The following is a 15,615-nucleotide window of genomic DNA, read 5'->3' as shown; positions in this document are numbered from 1 at the left end:
ACAGGAGCGGCTCGCCGCCTCCGCCGCCGTTGTGACCCGTCCTGCGGTTCCGGGGCCTTCGCACGCCGGGGCGGGACTCACGCCTTGGTGAGGTCCTCGGCCTCCTCCTCGGGTTCGCGGCCCGGGGTGGGGAGGTTCCACCTGGTGATGGCGAAGCGGAAGACCGAGTAGTAGACCGCCGCGAAGACCAGGCCGATCGGGATGATCAGCCAGGGCTTGGTCGCGAGGTTCCAGTTGAGCGCGTAGTCGATGAAGCCCGCGGAGAAGGTGAAGCCCGCGTGCACGCCGAGCGCCCAGGTGATCGCCATGGACAGGGCGGTGAGCACCGCGTGGATTCCGTACAGCACCGGGGCGATGAACATGAAGGAGAACTCGATCGGCTCGGTCACACCGGTCACGAAGGAGGTGAGCGCGAGCGAGATCATCATGCCCAGCACGGCCTTGCGGCGCTCGGGGCGGGCGGCGTGGGCGATGGCGATCGCGGCGGCCGGGAGGCCGAACATCATGATGGGGAAGAAGCCCGACATGAACTGTCCGGCGGTCGGGTCGTGGGCGAAGAAGCGGGTGAGGTCGCCGTGCACGACCGTGCCGGCGGAGTCCTTGAAGTCGCCGATCTGGAACCAGGCGACGGAGTTCACGAACTGGTGCATGCCGATCGGGATCAGCGCGCGGTTGATCAGGCCGAACAGACCGGCACCCGCGGCGCCGAGACCGGTGATCTGCTCGCCGACGTTCGAGATGCCCTCGCCGATCGGCTTCCAGACGAGCCCGAAGAGGACGCCCATGGCGGTGCCGACGAAGGCCATGACGATCGGCACCAGACGGCGGCCGTTGAAGAAGCCGAGCCAGTCCACCAGCTTCTTGCGGTGGTAGCGCTGCCACAGCACGGCGGCCAGCAGACCCATCAGGATGCCGCCGAGGACCCCGGGGTTGTTGTAGGTCGCCGCTATGTCCGCGCCCTTCTGGACCTTCGCCTCGGTGACCGGGAACGCCTTCAGGACATTGCTGTAGACCAGGAAGCCGACCAGGGCGGCCAGGGCCGTGGAGCCGTCGGACTTCTTGGCGAAGCCGATCGCGACACCGATGCAGAACAGCAGCGGCAGGTTGTCGAAGATCGCGCCACCGGCCGTCGCGAACACCGCGGTGACCTTGTCCGGCAGGTTGAGCTTGTCGTGCACGTCCTGCTGGCCCAGCCGGAGCAGGATGCCCGCCGCCGGCAGCACGGCGATCGGGAGCTGCAGGCTGCGGCCGACCTTCTGCAGGCCCTGGAACAGGCCGGATCCCCGCTTCTTCGCGGGGACCGCCGCCGGCGCGGTGGCGGTGCTCATACTTCCTCCATAGGGGCATGGCGCCGCCCCGGGGCGTGGGGAGGGAGGACGGCGACTTCTCTGGTCTAAACCACTAAGTGGTTTAGACCATGTTGTAGCAGATGAAGGCGGCGCAAGGAACCCGCCCTTCCCGATCGGCGACGGCCGCCGCCCGCCCGGGCTTGGCGACCATCGGTCAGCTGGTGTAGACCAGTCGATACAGTGCGGTTCCGCCGTCGCGATCGCCATCATTCGGTATGTCCGACATGAATGCGAGCGAAATCGGACTAATTGTGATTACCGCTACATAGCGGCTTGGATCAGGGGATACAGGGAGACGGACATGGCCAGCAAGGCTGAGAAGATCGTCGCCGGACTCGGCGGCATCGAGAACATCGAGGAGATCGAGGGCTGCATCACCCGGCTGCGCACCGAGGTCGCCGACCCCTCGCTGGTCGACGAGTCCGCCCTGAAAGCCGCCGGCGCCCATGGCGTCGTCACGATGGGCACCGCCGTCCAGGTCGTCATCGGCACCGACGCCGACCCGATCGCGGCGGAGATCGAAGACATGATGTGAGCCACCCCGGCCCACCCCGACGGGGCTCCTCCCACCGCGGGAGGAGCCCCGTCCGCATCTGGCACTAGGCTCGTCGCCATGTCTCGAATCGACGGCCGCACCCCCGAACAGCTCCGCCCCGTCACCATCGAACGCGGCTGGAGCAAGCACGCCGAGGGCTCCGTCCTCGTCTCCTTCGGCGACACCAAGGTCTTCTGCACGGCCTCCGTCACCGAAGGCGTCCCCCGCTGGCGCAAGGGCAGCGGCGAGGGCTGGGTCACGGCGGAGTACGCCATGCTCCCCCGCTCCACCAACACCCGCGGCGACCGCGAGTCCGTCAAGGGCCGCATCGGCGGCCGGACCCATGAGATCAGCCGCCTCATCGGCCGCTCCCTGCGCGCCGTCATCGACTACAAGGCGCTCGGCGAGAACACCATCGTCCTCGACTGTGACGTTCTCCAGGCCGACGGCGGCACCCGCACCGCCGCCATCACCGGCGCGTACGTCGCCCTCGCCGACGCCGTCGCCTGGGCCCAGGGCAAGAAGCTCATCAGGGCCGGCCGCCAGCCGCTGACCGGCACGGTCTCCGCCGTCTCCGTCGGCATCGTCGGCGGAGTCCCGCTCCTCGACCTCTGCTACGAGGAGGACGTCAAGGCCGAGACCGACATGAACGTCGTCTGCACCGGCGACGGCCGCTTCGTCGAGGTCCAGGGCACCGCCGAGGCCGAGCCCTTCGCCCGCGACGAACTCGACGCCCTGCTCGACCTCGCCGTCACCGGCTGCGCCGACCTGGCCGGACTCCAGCGCAAGGCCCTCGAGACGGTCCTCGCCGAGTAGCGGACCTCAGGCGCTTCTCGGGCCGGACTCCAGACGTCCCCTAGTCGGCGTCGGGAGCATCGGGCGGGGCGGCCGGCGCACGCAACCCGGCCACCCGCCCCCGCGTCCCAACGGATACCGACGGGGGCCTCCCGCGGGGGCCCGATCAGGGGAGGGAACCCAGTCATGGCCGCGAGCCCGCACCGCCGTACCCGCCGCACCTCGATCGCCCTCGCCGCAGCCGGCACCGTACTGGCCGCCGGCCTGGCCGCCGGCTGCTCCGCCGTCGACAAGGCCCTGGACTGCATGCAGACCGCCCACTCCGTCGCCGACGACATCACCGACTTACAGTTCGAGGCCGCCCACGCGGTCGTCAACCCCGATCGGGCCGACGCCTCGCTCGACGACATCGACAAGGACCTGAAAGAGATAACGGACAAGACGGATAACGCGGACGTCCACAAGGCCGCCGACGACCTCGACAAGGCGGTGGACAACGTCCGCACCGCCATCAAGAACGGCGACAGGACCCCTGACCTCAGCCCCGCCCGCGACGCCGCCGGCGAACTGACCAAGGTCTGCTCCCCCTGATACTGGAGGACATGACCCGCCTGATCCTCGCCACCCGCAACACCGGAAAGATCACCGAACTCCGGGCGATCCTCGCCGACGCAGGCCTGCCCCACGAACTCGTCGGCGCGGACGCCTACCCCGACATCCCCGACGTCAAGGAAACCGGCGTCACCTTCGCCGAGAACGCCCTCCTCAAGGCCCACGCCCTCGCCCAGGCGACCGGCCTGCCCGCCGTCGCCGACGACTCCGGCCTCTGCGTGGACGTCCTGGGCGGCGCCCCCGGCATCCTCTCCGCCCGCTGGGCCGGCCGCCACGGCGACGACAAGGCCAATCTCGACCTGCTCCTCGCCCAGCTCTCCGACATCGCCGAAGAACACCGCGGCGCCCACTTCGCCTGCGCGGCGGCCCTCGCCCTGCCGGACGGGCGGGAACAGGTGGTCGAGGGCCAACTCCGCGGCACCCTGCGTCACGCCCCCACCGGCACGAACGGCTTCGGCTACGACCCGATCCTCCAGCCGGAGGGCGACGTGCGGACCTGCGCGGAACTCTCCCCCGAGGAGAAGAACGCGATCAGCCACCGGGGGAAGGCGTTCCGGGCGCTGGTGCCGGTGGTCCGGGAGCTGTTGGGCTGAGGACGAGGAAAGAGGGGCCGTCCGGTCGGACGGCCCCTCCGGGTACGTGCGGCCGGTGGGACTCGAACCCACACGGGTGTGAACCCACTGGGACCTAAACCCAGCATGACTGCCAAATTCCATCACGGCCGCTCAAAAACGGTCATCACGCTCGACCGGCGGCGCTCAGTCTACGGGTTGGAAGGACCGCCCGGCGAGAGGTACCGCTCCCTTCCGGCGGCACCACGTCTCCGTCACGGCAGGACAGTTGGGCCCGTACCGAGTCCTCCCGGTGCGGGCCGCTGAGCAGCGGGCGTGCCCTGGAGGCCTCAGATGCCCAGATCCTTGATGATCTTGGCCACGTGGCCCGTCGCGCGGACGTTGTACAGGGCCCGTTCGACCTTGCCCTCCTCGTCGACGATCACCGTGGAGCGGATGACGCCGAGGTAGGTCTTGCCGTAGTTCTTCTTCTCGCCGTACGCCCCGTAGGCCTCGGTGACCTTCTTGTCGGGGTCGGCGAGAAGGGTGACTTTCAGGGATTCCTTCTCCCGGAACTTCGCGAGCTTCTCGGGGGCGTCGGGCGAGATGCCGATGACGTCGTAACCCGCGCCGGCGAGGACGTCGAGGTTGTCGGTGAAGTCGCAGGCCTGCTTGGTGCAGCCTGGAGTGAGGGCCGCGGGGTAGAAGTAGACGATGACCTTGCGGCCCTTGTGGTCGGCCAGGGACACCTCGGTGCCGTCGGCGTCGGGCAGGGTGAAGGCGGGGGCCACGTCCCCGGGCTGAAGTCGCTCGCTCATCGGTCCAGCGTAACCGGGGGTCCTGACGGCGCTGTCGGCTCCGGAGCTGACAGACTGTCCAGCACAGACGCACTCAGCAGACTTCGGAGGCCGTACGGTGGCGGAGACGTCGGACACCAGAACCCCGGCGCAGATCGAGGCGGACATCAAGCGCCGCCGCGAGGTGCTGGCCGAGACGCTGGACGAGATCGGGGTGCGGGTGCATCCGAAGACCATCGTCGGGGACGCCAAGGCCAAGGTGGTCTCGCACATCGACCACACCCTCGGGCGCGCCTACATCCAGGTCAACCGGGCCGTGAGCGAGGTGCGGGCCCAGTTCGTGGACGAGGACGGAGCGCCCCGGCTGGAGCGTGTCGTACCCGTCGCGCTCGTGGCCGTCGGGCTCGTGGGGCTGCTCGCCCTGGGGACGCGCCGTCGTAAGGGCTGACCCGGCGGCGTCCGGGCGCGGCGAAGGCAGGTAGGTTCGAGACGTGAGCGCCAAGAGAAACGAGCACAGCACCCATCACGACAAGCTGCCCATCCGGATGCTGCACGACCGTGTTCTGGTCCGGCAGGAGACCGGTGAGGGCGAGCGGCGTTCGGGCGGCGGCATCCTGATCCCCGCGACGGCGGCGGTCGGACGGCGGCTGGCCTGGGCGGAGGTCGTCGCGGTCGGCCAGAACGTACGGACCGTGGAGCCGGGCGACCGGGTCCTGTACGACCCGGAGGACCGGGCCGAGGTCGAGGTCCGGGGCGTCGCGTACGTGCTTATGCGCGAGCGTGATCTGCACGCGGTGGCCGCGGACCGGTTCGAGGGGTCGGAGGACTCCACGGGGCTGTATCTGTAGCCGCACCCGGTACGCGGTACGCGGTATGGGAAAAGGGCTGGTGACCGGAGGCGGTCACCAGCCCTTCTCACGCGTCCGCGGTCACTGGCGTCTGGCCACCGTCTGCGGGCCGACGAGACCCGCGGTGCCCCCCGGGTCCCCGGGGGTGCCGCCCGTCGACGTGCCGCCGTCCGTGGTGCCGGTGGTGGTGCCGCCGTCGGTCGTGCCGGTGGTGCCGCCGGTGGTCGTGCCGGTCGTCGTCCCGCCGTCCGTCGTGCCCGTCGACGTGCCGCCGGTGGTCGGCGTGCCGCCGTCGGCCGTGCCGGTGGTGCCGCCGTCCGTCTGGCCGGCCGTCTGGCCCGGGGTGCTCTGGCCGCCGGTGGCCGTGGTGCCGCCGTCGGCCGGGGTGCCGCTGTCGGTGGGGGCGCCGGTGGCCGACTCGGTGGGCGTCCTGGAACCGGGCGCCTGGACGTCCGCGCCCTGCTGGAGCCGCAGGTCGAAGTCGCTCGCCGGCTTCCCCTTCAGCGCGTCCTTCGTGTACTGCGCCCAGATCTCGGTGGGTGCCCCGCCGCCGTTGATGCGCGGCAGGCCCAGCGCGCCGTACAGGGGCTTGTGGGCGGCGGTGACCGGGTCCTGGCCCATGACGGACACGACCGTGGCGAGGTCGGGCGTGTAGCCCGCGAACCAGGCCGCGGTGTCCTCCTCCGCGGTGCCCGTCTTGCCCGCCGCGGGGCGGCCGGCGGCCTGCGCGGCGGTCGCGGTGCCGGTCTGGACGACGCTCTGCAGGACGGAGGTCGTGGTGTCGGCGGCCTCGCGGCTGACGGCCTGCTTGGTGGTCCGCTCGGGCAGCCGCACGTCCTCCTTGCCGTTCTTGGTGATCTTCTCGATCATCGTGTACGTGCCGTGCTTGCCGTGGTTGGCGAGCGTGGCGTACGCCTCCGCCATGTCCAGGACGCTCGCGGTGGCCGTGCCGAGCGCGATGGACGGGTACGGCTGGAGGTCCTTGGTGTCGGACGGGATGCCGAGGTCGACCGCGGTCTGCTTGACCTCGGCGGGGCCGACGTCGACGGCCATCTGCGCGTACACCGAGTTCACGGAGAGGTCGGTCGCCTTGCGCACGGTGATGTCGCCGTACGACTTGGAGTCCTCGTTCTCCGGGGCGTAGGGGCCGCCGCTCCAGCCCTGTACGGACCGCTTGTTGGTGCCGTCGTAGTAGGTGTTCGGCGTGATGGTCTGGCCGGACTGCGTGGTCGAGCCGTTCTGCACGGCCGAGGTGAACACGAACGGCTTGAAGGTGGAGCCGACCTGGTAGTCACCGCGGGTCGCGCCGTTGGTGTACTGCTTGACGAAGTCGATGCCGCCGTACATGGCGACGACCTTGCCGGTCCTGGGGTCGACGGAGGCGCCGCCCGCGCGGACGTAGGTGTCGACCTTGTTGTTCTTCTTGTCCAGCTTGGAGATCAGCTTGTCGTCGACGGCCTTCACGAAGGCGTTCTGCTTGTTCTTCTGCAGGGTGGTCGTGATGCGGTAGCCGCCGGCCTCGAGCTGGTCCTTGGTGAGGATCTTGTTCTGGGTGAGGTAGTCCTTGATCGCGTACACGATGTAGCCGCGCTGCCCGGACAGGCCGGTGGAGATCGTCTGTTCCTTCGGCATCGGGAACTTCATGCCGGTCCGCTCCGACCGGCTCAGCCAGCCCTTCGTGACCATGCCGTCCAGCACGTAGTTCCAGCGGGCGACGGCCGCCGACTTGTTCTCGGGGTGGGCGACGACGTCGTACTCGCTGGGCGCGTTGACGAGCGCGGCGAGGTAGGCGGCGCGGGCCGGGTCGAGGGCGGTGGCGTCCCGGCCGTAGTAGGCCTGGGCGGCCGCCTGGATGCCGTAGGCGTTGCGGCCGAAGTAGCTGGTGTTGAGGTAGCCCTCGAGGATCTGGTCCTTGCTCTTGTTGCGGTCCAGCTTGATCGAGATGAAGAACTCCTTGGCCTTGCGCGTGACGGTCTGTTCCTGCGCGAGGTAGTAGTTCTTCACGTACTGCTGGGTGATCGTCGAGCCGGACTGCTTGCCCTTGCCGGTCGCGGTGTTCCAGCCGGCGCGGATCATCGCCTTGGGGTCGACGGCCGACTCGGTGTAGAAGTCGCGGTCCTCGGCGGCCAGGACGGCGTGCTGGGCGGCCTTGGAGATCTGGGCGAGGGTGACGTTCTCCCGGTTGATGTCGCCGTCGCGGGCCAGTTGGGAGCCGTCCGCGTAGAGGAAGACGTTGCTCTGCTTCATGGCGAGCGCGTTGGCCGGCGGGATCTTCACCATCGAGTAGCCGAGGAAGAACAGGCCGAAGAGCAGCAGGACGCCGATGACGAAGGTGGCGAGCACCATCCGCCAGGTCGGGAAGAGACGGCGCCAGCCGGTGCGCTTGGGGCGCTTGGGCTTCTTGCCCTTGCCCTGGGCGGCCGCGCTGTTCCCGTCGTCGGCGGCGCTGACCTCGGGGGTGGCCGCGGTCGCGGTGGCCGGGGCCGGGGCCGAGGCGGGGGTGGTCTGCCGGGGAAGCAGGGCGGTCGCGGGGGCGTCGGACTCGTGCGCCGCCCCCGCCGCGGTGGCCGTCCGGTCCGTGCGGCCCGCGGTGGGCTGCCGGGGGACCTTGGGGGCGGGGGGCGCCGGGGCCGCCCCAGCCACCGGGGCCGCCGGGCCTGCCGGGACCACGGGGGTGGCGGTGGCCGACGGGGGCACTCGGTTCGCGTGGGTCACCGGGTTCGCGTGGGGCGCCTTGATCCGCCGGAGGACCTGCGTCTTCTCGGCGGCCTCGGCTGCTTCGGACGCCTCGGCGCTCTTGCCCGCGGAGCCCGCGGAGTCGGCCGGAGCCGCGGGGGTCGTCGGACCCTTCGCGGTCGCCGGGGCCGCCGGAGTCGCCCGAGTCGCTTTGACGCGGCGGAGGACCTGGGTGCTCTCCGCCGCACCGGGCTCGTCGGACGCACCGTCCGCAGCGCCCTTCCCGGCCGGCGCAGTCGCCGGGCCCGCCGGGCGCGCCGGAACCTTCGGGTCCTTCGGGTCCTTCCGGTCCTTCGGGGCGGCCCCGGCCGCCGGGGTCGTGGGCGTCGCCCGGGTCGCCTTGACGCGGCGGAGGACCTGGGTGCTCTCCGCCGCACCGGGCTCCGCCGCCGACTCCGCGGCCGGCTTCGTCACCGGGCGTTCCCCGGCCGCGGGGGCGGCCGGGTCGTCGTTCGCGCCCCGGTCGTCGTTCGCGTCACCCTTGGCGGACTCGGGTGACCTGTCGGTCCTGTCCGACTTCTTCTCCTCCCGGCTCTCCCGCTCTCCGGGCCCTTCAGCCGCCTGTGGCTCTCTCGGCGCCCCGCCCTTGTTCGGCTGTTGCGGCTGCGGCTCGTCACTCATGTCGTGCACGGACTCCTGTGTAACGTCGTGTCGCCGTACGCACTCGTACGTCTTCTGCACCCCCGAGTGAAGACTCTCGCACCAAGCGTTCCGTTCCCGGATTCCGGCGCGCGTCCGGCAGGAAAATGCGTGGCCGGCCGGACCGGCCACGCAGTAGGCTCCTGCGCTTCGGTGTCAAAGGCTCCAGGAGGTAGATAGACGTGGGCGCGGGACGGTTGTACGCGGCCGTCGCGGCCGGGGGTTTCAGACGGTACGCGACGTATCGCGCGGCCACTGCGGCAGGGGTGTTCACCAACACGGTATTCGGCCTGATCCTCGTCTACACCTACCTGGCCCTGTGGGACCAGCGGCCCCACCTCGGGGGCTACGACCAGGCGCAGGCGGTGACCTATGTGTGGCTCGGGCAGGCGCTGTTCGCGACGCTGGCGATCTCGGGCGGCGGCGTCGAGGACGAGCTCATGGAACGTATCCGTACGGGTGACGTGGCGATCGACCTGTACCGGCCCGCCGACCTGCAACTGTGGTGGCTGGCGGCCGACCTGGGCCGGGCGCTGTTCCAGCTGCTGGGCCGGGGAGTGATCCCGTTCGTGTTCGGGGCGCTGTGCTACCCGGTGTCCCTGCCCGCCGACGCGGCGACCTGGGCGGCCTTCCTGTGCACCCTGCTGCTCGCCGCGCTGGTCGGCTTCGGGATCCGGTTCCTGGTGGCGCTGAGCGCGTTCTGGCTGCTGGACGGGGCCGGCGTGACGTACATGGCGTGGATCGTCGGGGTGTTCTGCTCGGGGATGACGCTCCCGCTGAACGTCTTCCCGGGCGCGCTCGGCGAGGTTGTGCGGGCCCTGCCGTGGTCGTCGCTCCTCCAGGCGCCCGCCGACGTACTGCTCGGCCATGCCGATCCGTGGCGGACGTTCGCGTTCCAGGGGGCGTGGGCGGTGGCCCTGCTGGCGACGGGGCGCCTGGTGCAGTCGGTGGCGACGCGGCGGGTGGTGGTCCAGGGTGGCTGAGACCGGCCGGCTCACCGAGGGCGTGCGCGCCTACCGGCTGATCGCCGGGATGTGGATCCGCTCGACGATGGCCTACCGGGCCTCCTTCGTCATGAGCACGTTCGGGAGCTTCGCGGCGACCGGGCTGGACTTCGTGGCGATCCTGCTGATGTTCTCCCGGGTCGACGTGCTCGGCGGTTACTCGCTGCCCGAAGTGGCCTTCCTCTACGGCCTGTCCAGCGTGGCGTTCGGCCTGGCCGACCTGGCGATCGGCTCGATGGACCGGCTGGGCCGCCGGGTCCGCGACGGCACCCTGGACACGCTGCTGGTGCGCCCGGCGCCGGTGCTGGCGCAGGTGGCCGCGGACCGCTTCGGCCTGCGCCGCCTGGGCCGGATCGCGCAGGGCTCGCTGGTCCTCGGCTACGCCCTGGGCACGGTCCGCATCGACTGGAGCGCGCCGAAGCTGCTGCTGATGCCGCTGATGCTGCTCAGCGGCGCCGGGATCTTCTGCGCGGTGTTCGTGGCCGGGGCGGCCTTCCAGTTCGCGGCGCAGGACGCCTCCGAGGTGCAGAACGCGTTCACCTACGGCGGCACGACCCTGCTGCAGTACCCGCCCACCGTGTTCGGGAAGGAACTGGTGCGCGGGGTGACCTTCGTGCTGCCGCTCGCCTTCGTCAACTGGCTGCCCGCGAGCTATGTGCTGGGGCGGCCGTATCCGCTCGGCCTGCCGGTGTGGACGGCGTTCAGCCCACCGCTGGTGGCGGCCGCCTGCTGCGCGCTGGCGGGGCTGGCGTGGCGGGCGGGCCTGCGGTCGTATCGGAGTACAGGGAGTTAGCTCGCAATGGACCTCGCAGTGAACAGTGACCCCGCGGTGAACGGTGACTTCATCGCACTGGACGGCGTCGAGAAGGTCTTCGACGTCCGCAAGAAGACCGGCTTCCTGAAGCGGGAGCGCAGGCAGGTGCGGGCGGTCGACTCGATCTCCTTCCGGGTGGCGCGCGGCGAGATGGTGGGCTACATCGGCCCGAACGGCGCCGGGAAGTCGACGACGATCAAGATGCTGACGGGCATCCTGACCCCGAGCGGCGGCCGGCTGCGGGTCGCGGGCATCGACCCCTCCCGCGAGCGTTCCCGGCTGGCGCACCGCATCGGGGTGGTGTTCGGGCAGCGGACGACGCTGTGGTGGGACCTGCCGCTGATCGACTCCTACCGGCTGGTGCACCGCATGTACCGCATCCCGGACCGGCGTTACCGGGAGAACCTGGAGCGCTGCGTGGAACTCCTCGAACTGGCCGACCTGTTGGACGTGCCGGTCCGTCAGCTCTCTCTCGGCCAGCGGATGCGCGGCGACATCGCGGCGGCGCTGCTGCACGACCCCGAGGTGCTCTACCTCGACGAGCCGACCATCGGCCTGGACGTCATCTCCAAGGCCAAGGTGCGCGGTTTCCTGAGGGAGTTGAACGCCGAGCGGGGCACGACGGTGCTGCTGACCACGCACGACCTCCAGGACATCGAGCAGTTGTGCTCACGGGTGATGGTCATCGACCACGGCCGTCTGATCTACGACGGCTCGCTCGCGCGGCTGCACGAGGTGGGGGAGAGCGAGCGGACCCTGGTGGTCGACCTGGAGCGGGAGTTGCCGCCGATCGAGGTGCCCGAGGCGCGGGTGGTGAAGGTCGAAGGGCCCCGGCAGTGGCTGGCGTTCCCGGCCGCGCAGTCGGCGGCGCCGCTGGTGGCGCGGGTCGCGGCGGAGTATCCGCTGGTGGACCTGTCGGTGCGGGAGCCGGACATCGAGGCGGTGATCGCGACGATGTACGCCGACCAGGCCGACCAGGCCGGGCTCGGCGAGCGGGGCGGCAGCCGGGAGGAGCCGGTGTCGTAGCCCCGCGCCCGGTGAACTCGTAGGCTGCTGTCATGACCGACGATGCCCCGGAACTGCGTGCCTCCGACGCCGATCGTGAACGAGTCGCCGAGGTCCTGCGGGACGCCCTGGCCGAAGGGCGGCTCGACATGGAGGAGTTCGAGGAGCGGCTGGAGGCGACGTACAAGGCGCGCACCTACGGGGAGCTGACGCCGATCACCCGGGACCTGCCGGCGCACGCGGCCGGCACGGGTGCCGCGCCCGCGGTGTCCATGCGCAAGGAGCCTGTCGGCAGCGGGAGTTGGGCGGACCGGATCGTGGGCGGCGAGGGCTCGTCCGCGGGGGCCGCCGCCATCATGTCCGGCTTCCAGCGCAAAGGCCGCTGGACGGTGCCCAGACGGTTCACCTGCTTCGCGTTCTGGGGCGGCGGGGAGATCGACCTGCGGGAGGCGAACTTCGCGGACCACGAGGTGGAGATCTCCTGTGTGGCGATCATGGGCGGAATGCAGATCGTGGTGCCGCCCGGTGTCGAGGTCCTCGTGCGCGGCTTCGGGATCATGGGTGGCTTCGACCACCGTGAGGACGGCGCCCCCGCGGAGCCGGGCGCCCCACGGGTGATCGTCTCGGGCTTCGCCTTCTGGGGCGGCGTCGGCGTGGAGCGGAAGATCACCCGGGAGGAGCGGCAGCGCCTGAAGGAGCGACGGCGCCAGGAGAGGCTGGACCGCAGGGCGGAGCGGCGGGAGCTGCACGAGGCCCGGCACGAGCTGCGCGAGCGCCGCCACGAGGAGCGCGAGCACCGCCGCTACGGCGAGCGCTGAGCCGCTTTCCGGCGGGGTGTTCACGCGGGGCGGCGCCTGCGGCTCCGCCTGAGCGAGCGGCGGCGCCAGGTGAACCTGGACCGCGGGGCGGGGCGGCGGGAGCTCACGTGGGGCGGCGGAGCACCGTGCGTCCACGCCCGACGGGGCCCGCCGTGGCGGGGGCCCCGTCGGGGAGGCGGTCGCCGGTGCCGTGCCGGTGGCGCGGAGCGCCCCCGCGGCGACCTACAGCTCCGCCTGCCCGGCGCCCTTCAGCTGCCGCAGGTCGAACACCTCGGCCATCCTCCTGAAGCCCCGGTCGCTCGGGTGCAGGTGGTCGCCCGAGTCGTAGGCGGGACGCAGCCGGCGCGGGGCGTACGGGTCCCGCAGGGCCTTGTCGAAGTCGACGACGGCGTCGTAGATCCGGCCCGTTCGTATCTCGGCGTTGACCTCCTGGCGTACCGCCTCACGGGCCGGCGTGTAGCCGCGGTGGCCCTGGAACGGCATCAGGGTGGCGCCGACGACCCTGAGGCCGCGGGCGTGGGCCTGGCGGACCAGGGTGCGCAGACCGGCGGTGATCTTCGCGGGGTCGGCGAGCCGCGGGTTGCGCAGGATGTCGTTGACGCCGAGGTCGACGACGACGACCTTGACGTTCGTACGGGAGAGCACGTCACGGCCGAAGCGGCCGAGTCCGCTCTGGTTGTCGGCGGGCCGTCCGAGGCCGTCGGCGAGGACCTGGTTGCCGCTGATGCCCTCGTTGACCACGCTGTAGCGGGGCAGGTCGGCGCCGCTCTCGACGGCCGTGCGCAGCCGTTCGCCGAGCACGTCGGTCCAGCGCTGGTTGGCGCCGACGGTGGAGGTTATGCCGTCGGTGATGGAGTCGCCGAGCGCGACGACGGTGCCGTCGGACTCGTTGCTCAGCACGTCCAGGGCCGTCAGGTAGCGCCAGTACGGCGTCTGTTCGGTGTAGGCGGCGCCCGTGGCGTCCTCGGTGCGGTCGCCCTCGGCGAGGTACGACAGCTGCCGCGCGTGCGGGTGGTAGGTCACCGGGCCCGAGGGGGTGGGGGAGTAGGTGGTGACCAGGACGTCCGCGCCGAGCGGGACGGTGACGCGGACCGCGTCGCTGACCGTCTGGCCGCCGGCCGGGATGACGACGGTGGTGTTGCCGCCGAAGGTGAGCCGCCGCATCGTCCGCGTGTCCGCCGCCGCGGTGCCGTCGCCGGCGGCGACCGCGATCGTGGCGTGCGTGAGGGTCAGCGGGGACTGTCCGTAGAGATTGGACAGCGTGACGCGGGCACTCGTACCCCCGATGCCGGCGTGCACGACGTTGCGCACCGAGCGGCCCGCCATGCCGTCGGTCTCCGTGCCCGGTTCCGCTCCCGCCGGGGAGGTGGACCAGGCGCCGACCCAGGTGCCGGTGGAGGCGGGGGCGACGGAGGTGCCGTGGTGGGGGCGGCCGCCGGTGGCGGTGGAGCGTGAGGTGCCGTCGTCGGCGCCGACGACGACGTAGAGGGCGGTGGACAGGGCCACGATCAGCGCGACGAGCGCACTGAGCAGCACATAACCGTGACGCCTGGTCATGCTTGTGTTGTTCTCCTCGGGCGATGGGAGCCCAAGGCTCCGATCTGATCAGCCCATGATGTGTCATGGTCCCGCCCACACAGACGCCGGGAACCCCTTTTCTGTTCCAGGAGTAGGTCAGGAAGGGACAATTGTGTGCGGGATCACCGGACGGGTGGAGCAGATGGAACGTACGGAAACGAGAACGCAAGCGGCCGCGGGAGCACCGGGAGCGCCGGGAGAGCCGGGAGCACCGGGGACGGCCCCGGGGGCACCCGGCGGCACGCCGTCCTACCGCACCATGACCGCCTTCACGCCCGCCGACGAGGAGCGGCAGCGCGGCGTGCGGCGCATGAAACTCACCGCGACCGCGATGCTGCTGTTCGTGGCCGTGGTGTACGTCCTCGCCAAGGTGGCCTCCCACGAGGGCGCGGGCGCCTGGGCGGACTACGTCGCCGCGGCCGCCGAGGCGGGCATGGTCGGCGCGATGGCCGACTGGTTCGCGGTCACCGCCCTCTTCCGCCACCCCCTCGGCCTGCCCATCCCGCACACCGCGATCATCCCCACCAAGAAGGACGCCCTGGGCGTCTCCCTGGGCGAGTTCGTCGGGGAGAACTTCCTCTCCCACGACGTCGTACGGCAGCGGCTGCGCGCCGTCGGCATCGGCAGCCGGCTGGGCGCCTGGCTGGCGGAGCCGGAGCACGCGGACCGGGTGACCGCGGAACTGGCCACCGCCCTGCGCGGGGCGCTGACCGTACTGCGCGACCAGGACGTCCAGGCGGTGGTCGGCGAGGCGGTCACCCGCCGCGCCGGCGCCCGGGAGATCGCGCCCGGCCTCGGCAAGATGCTGGAGAGGGTCGTCGCGGACGGCGGCCACAGACGGGCCGTCGACCTGGTGATCTCCCGCGCCCACGACTGGCTCGTCCTGCACAGCGACAACGTGATGGACGCCGTCCAGGGCGGCGCCCCCGGCTGGACCCCGCGCTTCGTCGACAAGAAGGTCGGCGAACGCGTCTACAAGGAGCTGCTGCGCTTCTGCACGGAGATGCGGGACATGCCCTCCCACCCCGCGCGCGGCGCCCTGGACCGCTTCCTCACCGACTTCGCCTCCGACCTCCAGTCCGACACGGACACCCGGGCGCGCGTGGAGCGCCTCAAGGCCGAGGTGCTGGGCCGCGGCGAGGTCCAGGACCTGATCGCGTCCGCCTGGACCGCCGTACGCGCCATGATCGTCTCCGCCGCCGAGGACGAACGCAGCGAGCTGCGCCTGCGGGTGCGCGCCTCCCTGCTCTCCCTGGGCTCCCGGATGGCCGTCGAGCCCAAGGTGCAGGACAAGGTCGACAGCTGGGTCGAGGGCGCGGCGGTGCACGTCGTCACCACCTACCGCAAGGAGATCACCTCCCTGATCACCGACACCGTCGCGAGCTGGGACCCCGAGCACACCACCCGCAAGATCGAGGCCCACATCGGCCGTGACCTCCAGTTCATCCGGATCAACGGCACCGTGGTGGGCTCGCTGGTGGGGCTGCTGATCTTCACGGTGTCGCGGGTCCTGGGGGCGTAGCGGGTCCTGGGG

The 15,615-nt window shown here is 71.2% G+C and carries 15 protein-coding genes and 1 tRNA gene; 11 read left to right on the top strand and 5 right to left on the bottom strand.

Features of this window, described 5'->3' with window-relative positions; all coding sequences use genetic code 11:
• Positions 1-77: 77 nt before the first annotated feature.
• Complete coding sequence (locus ABZX30_RS30085; RefSeq protein WP_355938938.1) at positions 78-1,328, bottom strand: PTS transporter subunit EIIC; 1,251 nt, start codon at positions 1,326-1,328, stop codon at positions 78-80.
• A 322-nt stretch (positions 1,329-1,650) separates the two neighbouring features.
• Between ABZX30_RS30085 and ABZX30_RS30080 the strand changes: the two genes are divergently transcribed.
• From ABZX30_RS30080 to rdgB, 4 genes are all read left to right on the top strand, one after another.
• Positions 1,651-1,884: a PTS glucose/sucrose transporter subunit IIB gene (locus ABZX30_RS30080; protein ID WP_355938935.1), complete on the top strand. Its 234-nt coding sequence runs from the start codon at positions 1,651-1,653 to the stop codon at positions 1,882-1,884.
• 78 nt (positions 1,885-1,962) lie between these two features.
• Positions 1,963-2,700, top strand: a complete 738-nt coding sequence (gene rph / locus ABZX30_RS30075; RefSeq protein ID WP_355938933.1) for a ribonuclease PH — start codon at positions 1,963-1,965, stop codon at positions 2,698-2,700.
• A 165-nt stretch (positions 2,701-2,865) separates the two neighbouring features.
• Positions 2,866-3,270 (top strand): hypothetical protein, encoded by a 405-nt coding sequence (locus ABZX30_RS30070; RefSeq protein ID WP_355938930.1) that lies wholly within the window; start codon positions 2,866-2,868, stop codon positions 3,268-3,270.
• An 11-nt stretch (positions 3,271-3,281) separates the two neighbouring features.
• Positions 3,282-3,884, top strand: a complete 603-nt coding sequence (rdgB, locus tag ABZX30_RS30065) for an RdgB/HAM1 family non-canonical purine NTP pyrophosphatase (protein WP_355938927.1) — start codon at positions 3,282-3,284, stop codon at positions 3,882-3,884.
• 47 nt (positions 3,885-3,931) lie between these two features.
• Here rdgB and ABZX30_RS30060 read toward each other — a convergent pair.
• Positions 3,932-4,016, bottom strand: a tRNA-Leu gene (locus ABZX30_RS30060).
• A 176-nt stretch (positions 4,017-4,192) separates the two neighbouring features.
• Positions 4,193-4,660: a thioredoxin-dependent thiol peroxidase gene (gene bcp, locus ABZX30_RS30055; RefSeq protein WP_355938924.1), complete on the bottom strand. Its 468-nt coding sequence runs from the start codon at positions 4,658-4,660 to the stop codon at positions 4,193-4,195.
• A 97-nt stretch (positions 4,661-4,757) separates the two neighbouring features.
• On the opposite strand from bcp, the gene ABZX30_RS30050 reads away from it, so the two are divergent.
• Both ABZX30_RS30050 and ABZX30_RS30045 read left to right on the top strand, forming a co-directional pair.
• Positions 4,758-5,087 (top strand): DUF3618 domain-containing protein, encoded by a 330-nt coding sequence (locus ABZX30_RS30050; RefSeq protein ID WP_355938921.1) that lies wholly within the window; start codon positions 4,758-4,760, stop codon positions 5,085-5,087.
• A gap of 43 nt (positions 5,088-5,130) precedes the next feature.
• Positions 5,131-5,487 (top strand): co-chaperone GroES, encoded by a 357-nt coding sequence (locus ABZX30_RS30045; RefSeq protein ID WP_355938918.1) that lies wholly within the window; start codon positions 5,131-5,133, stop codon positions 5,485-5,487.
• 81 nt (positions 5,488-5,568) lie between these two features.
• Here ABZX30_RS30045 and ABZX30_RS30040 read toward each other — a convergent pair whose 3' ends face one another.
• Positions 5,569-8,226: a transglycosylase domain-containing protein gene (locus ABZX30_RS30040; RefSeq protein ID WP_355938947.1), complete on the bottom strand. Its 2,658-nt coding sequence runs from the start codon at positions 8,224-8,226 to the stop codon at positions 5,569-5,571.
• Positions 8,227-9,038: 812 nt separating this feature from the next.
• Here ABZX30_RS30040 and ABZX30_RS30035 point away from each other — a divergent pair.
• The 4 genes from ABZX30_RS30035 to ABZX30_RS30020 are packed head-to-tail and all read left to right on the top strand — an operon-like array spanning position 9,039 to position 12,503.
• Positions 9,039-9,845 carry an ABC-2 family transporter protein gene (locus ABZX30_RS30035; RefSeq protein WP_355938944.1) on the top strand — a complete coding sequence of 269 codons (807 nt, stop codon included), beginning with the start codon at positions 9,039-9,041 and terminating at the stop codon, positions 9,843-9,845.
• 49 nt (positions 9,846-9,894) lie between these two features.
• On the top strand, positions 9,895-10,659 hold the full coding sequence (locus tag ABZX30_RS30030; protein ID WP_355938941.1) for an ABC transporter permease: 765 nt from the start codon (positions 9,895-9,897) through the stop codon (positions 10,657-10,659).
• 6 nt (positions 10,660-10,665) lie between these two features.
• On the top strand, positions 10,666-11,706 hold the full coding sequence (locus tag ABZX30_RS30025; protein ID WP_355938916.1) for an ATP-binding cassette domain-containing protein: 1,041 nt from the start codon (positions 10,666-10,668) through the stop codon (positions 11,704-11,706).
• 32 nt (positions 11,707-11,738) lie between these two features.
• The gene (locus ABZX30_RS30020; RefSeq protein WP_355938913.1) at positions 11,739-12,503 is read left to right on the top strand and encodes a DUF1707 domain-containing protein; all 765 of its coding nucleotides are present in this window, start codon (positions 11,739-11,741) and stop codon (positions 12,501-12,503) included.
• Positions 12,504-12,725: 222 nt separating this feature from the next.
• Here ABZX30_RS30020 and ABZX30_RS30015 read toward each other — a convergent pair whose 3' ends face one another.
• Complete coding sequence (locus ABZX30_RS30015; RefSeq protein ID WP_355938910.1) at positions 12,726-14,060, bottom strand: SGNH/GDSL hydrolase family protein; 1,335 nt, start codon at positions 14,058-14,060, stop codon at positions 12,726-12,728.
• 280 nt (positions 14,061-14,340) lie between these two features.
• Here ABZX30_RS30015 and ABZX30_RS30010 point away from each other — a divergent pair, with 280 nt between their 5' ends.
• Positions 14,341-15,603: a DUF445 domain-containing protein gene (locus tag ABZX30_RS30010; protein ID WP_355938906.1), complete on the top strand. Its 1,263-nt coding sequence runs from the start codon at positions 14,341-14,343 to the stop codon at positions 15,601-15,603.
• The last annotated feature ends 12 nt before the right edge of the window (positions 15,604-15,615 follow it).

The organism is Streptomyces sp. NPDC004542 (assembly GCF_040610035.1).
Taxonomy (GTDB): domain Bacteria; phylum Actinomycetota; class Actinomycetes; order Streptomycetales; family Streptomycetaceae; genus Streptomyces.
The sequence above is the reverse complement of the archived record's forward strand: the minus strand, read 5'-3'. Positions and strand labels throughout refer to the sequence as shown.

Excerpts from the sequence above, each read along its gene's own strand:
- ABZX30_RS30085 (WP_355938938.1), bottom strand. The coding sequence starts at position 1,328 with ATGAGCACCGCCACCGCGCCGGCGGCGGTCCCCGCGAAGAAGCGGGGA.
- rdgB (WP_355938927.1), top strand. The coding sequence starts at position 3,282 with ATGACCCGCCTGATCCTCGCCACCCGCAACACCGGAAAGATCACCGAA.
- ABZX30_RS30015 (WP_355938910.1), bottom strand. The coding sequence starts at position 14,060 with ATGACCAGGCGTCACGGTTATGTGCTGCTCAGTGCGCTCGTCGCGCTG.
- ABZX30_RS30030 (WP_355938941.1), top strand. The coding sequence starts at position 9,895 with ATGTGGATCCGCTCGACGATGGCCTACCGGGCCTCCTTCGTCATGAGC.
- ABZX30_RS30025 (WP_355938916.1), top strand. The coding sequence starts at position 10,666 with ATGGACCTCGCAGTGAACAGTGACCCCGCGGTGAACGGTGACTTCATC.
- ABZX30_RS30010 (WP_355938906.1), top strand. The coding sequence starts at position 14,341 with ATGACCGCCTTCACGCCCGCCGACGAGGAGCGGCAGCGCGGCGTGCGG.
- rph (WP_355938933.1), top strand. The coding sequence starts at position 1,963 with ATGTCTCGAATCGACGGCCGCACCCCCGAACAGCTCCGCCCCGTCACC.
- ABZX30_RS30070 (WP_355938930.1), top strand. The coding sequence starts at position 2,866 with ATGGCCGCGAGCCCGCACCGCCGTACCCGCCGCACCTCGATCGCCCTC.
- ABZX30_RS30080 (WP_355938935.1), top strand. The coding sequence starts at position 1,651 with ATGGCCAGCAAGGCTGAGAAGATCGTCGCCGGACTCGGCGGCATCGAG.
- bcp (WP_355938924.1), bottom strand. The coding sequence starts at position 4,660 with ATGAGCGAGCGACTTCAGCCCGGGGACGTGGCCCCCGCCTTCACCCTG.
- ABZX30_RS30020 (WP_355938913.1), top strand. The coding sequence starts at position 11,739 with ATGACCGACGATGCCCCGGAACTGCGTGCCTCCGACGCCGATCGTGAA.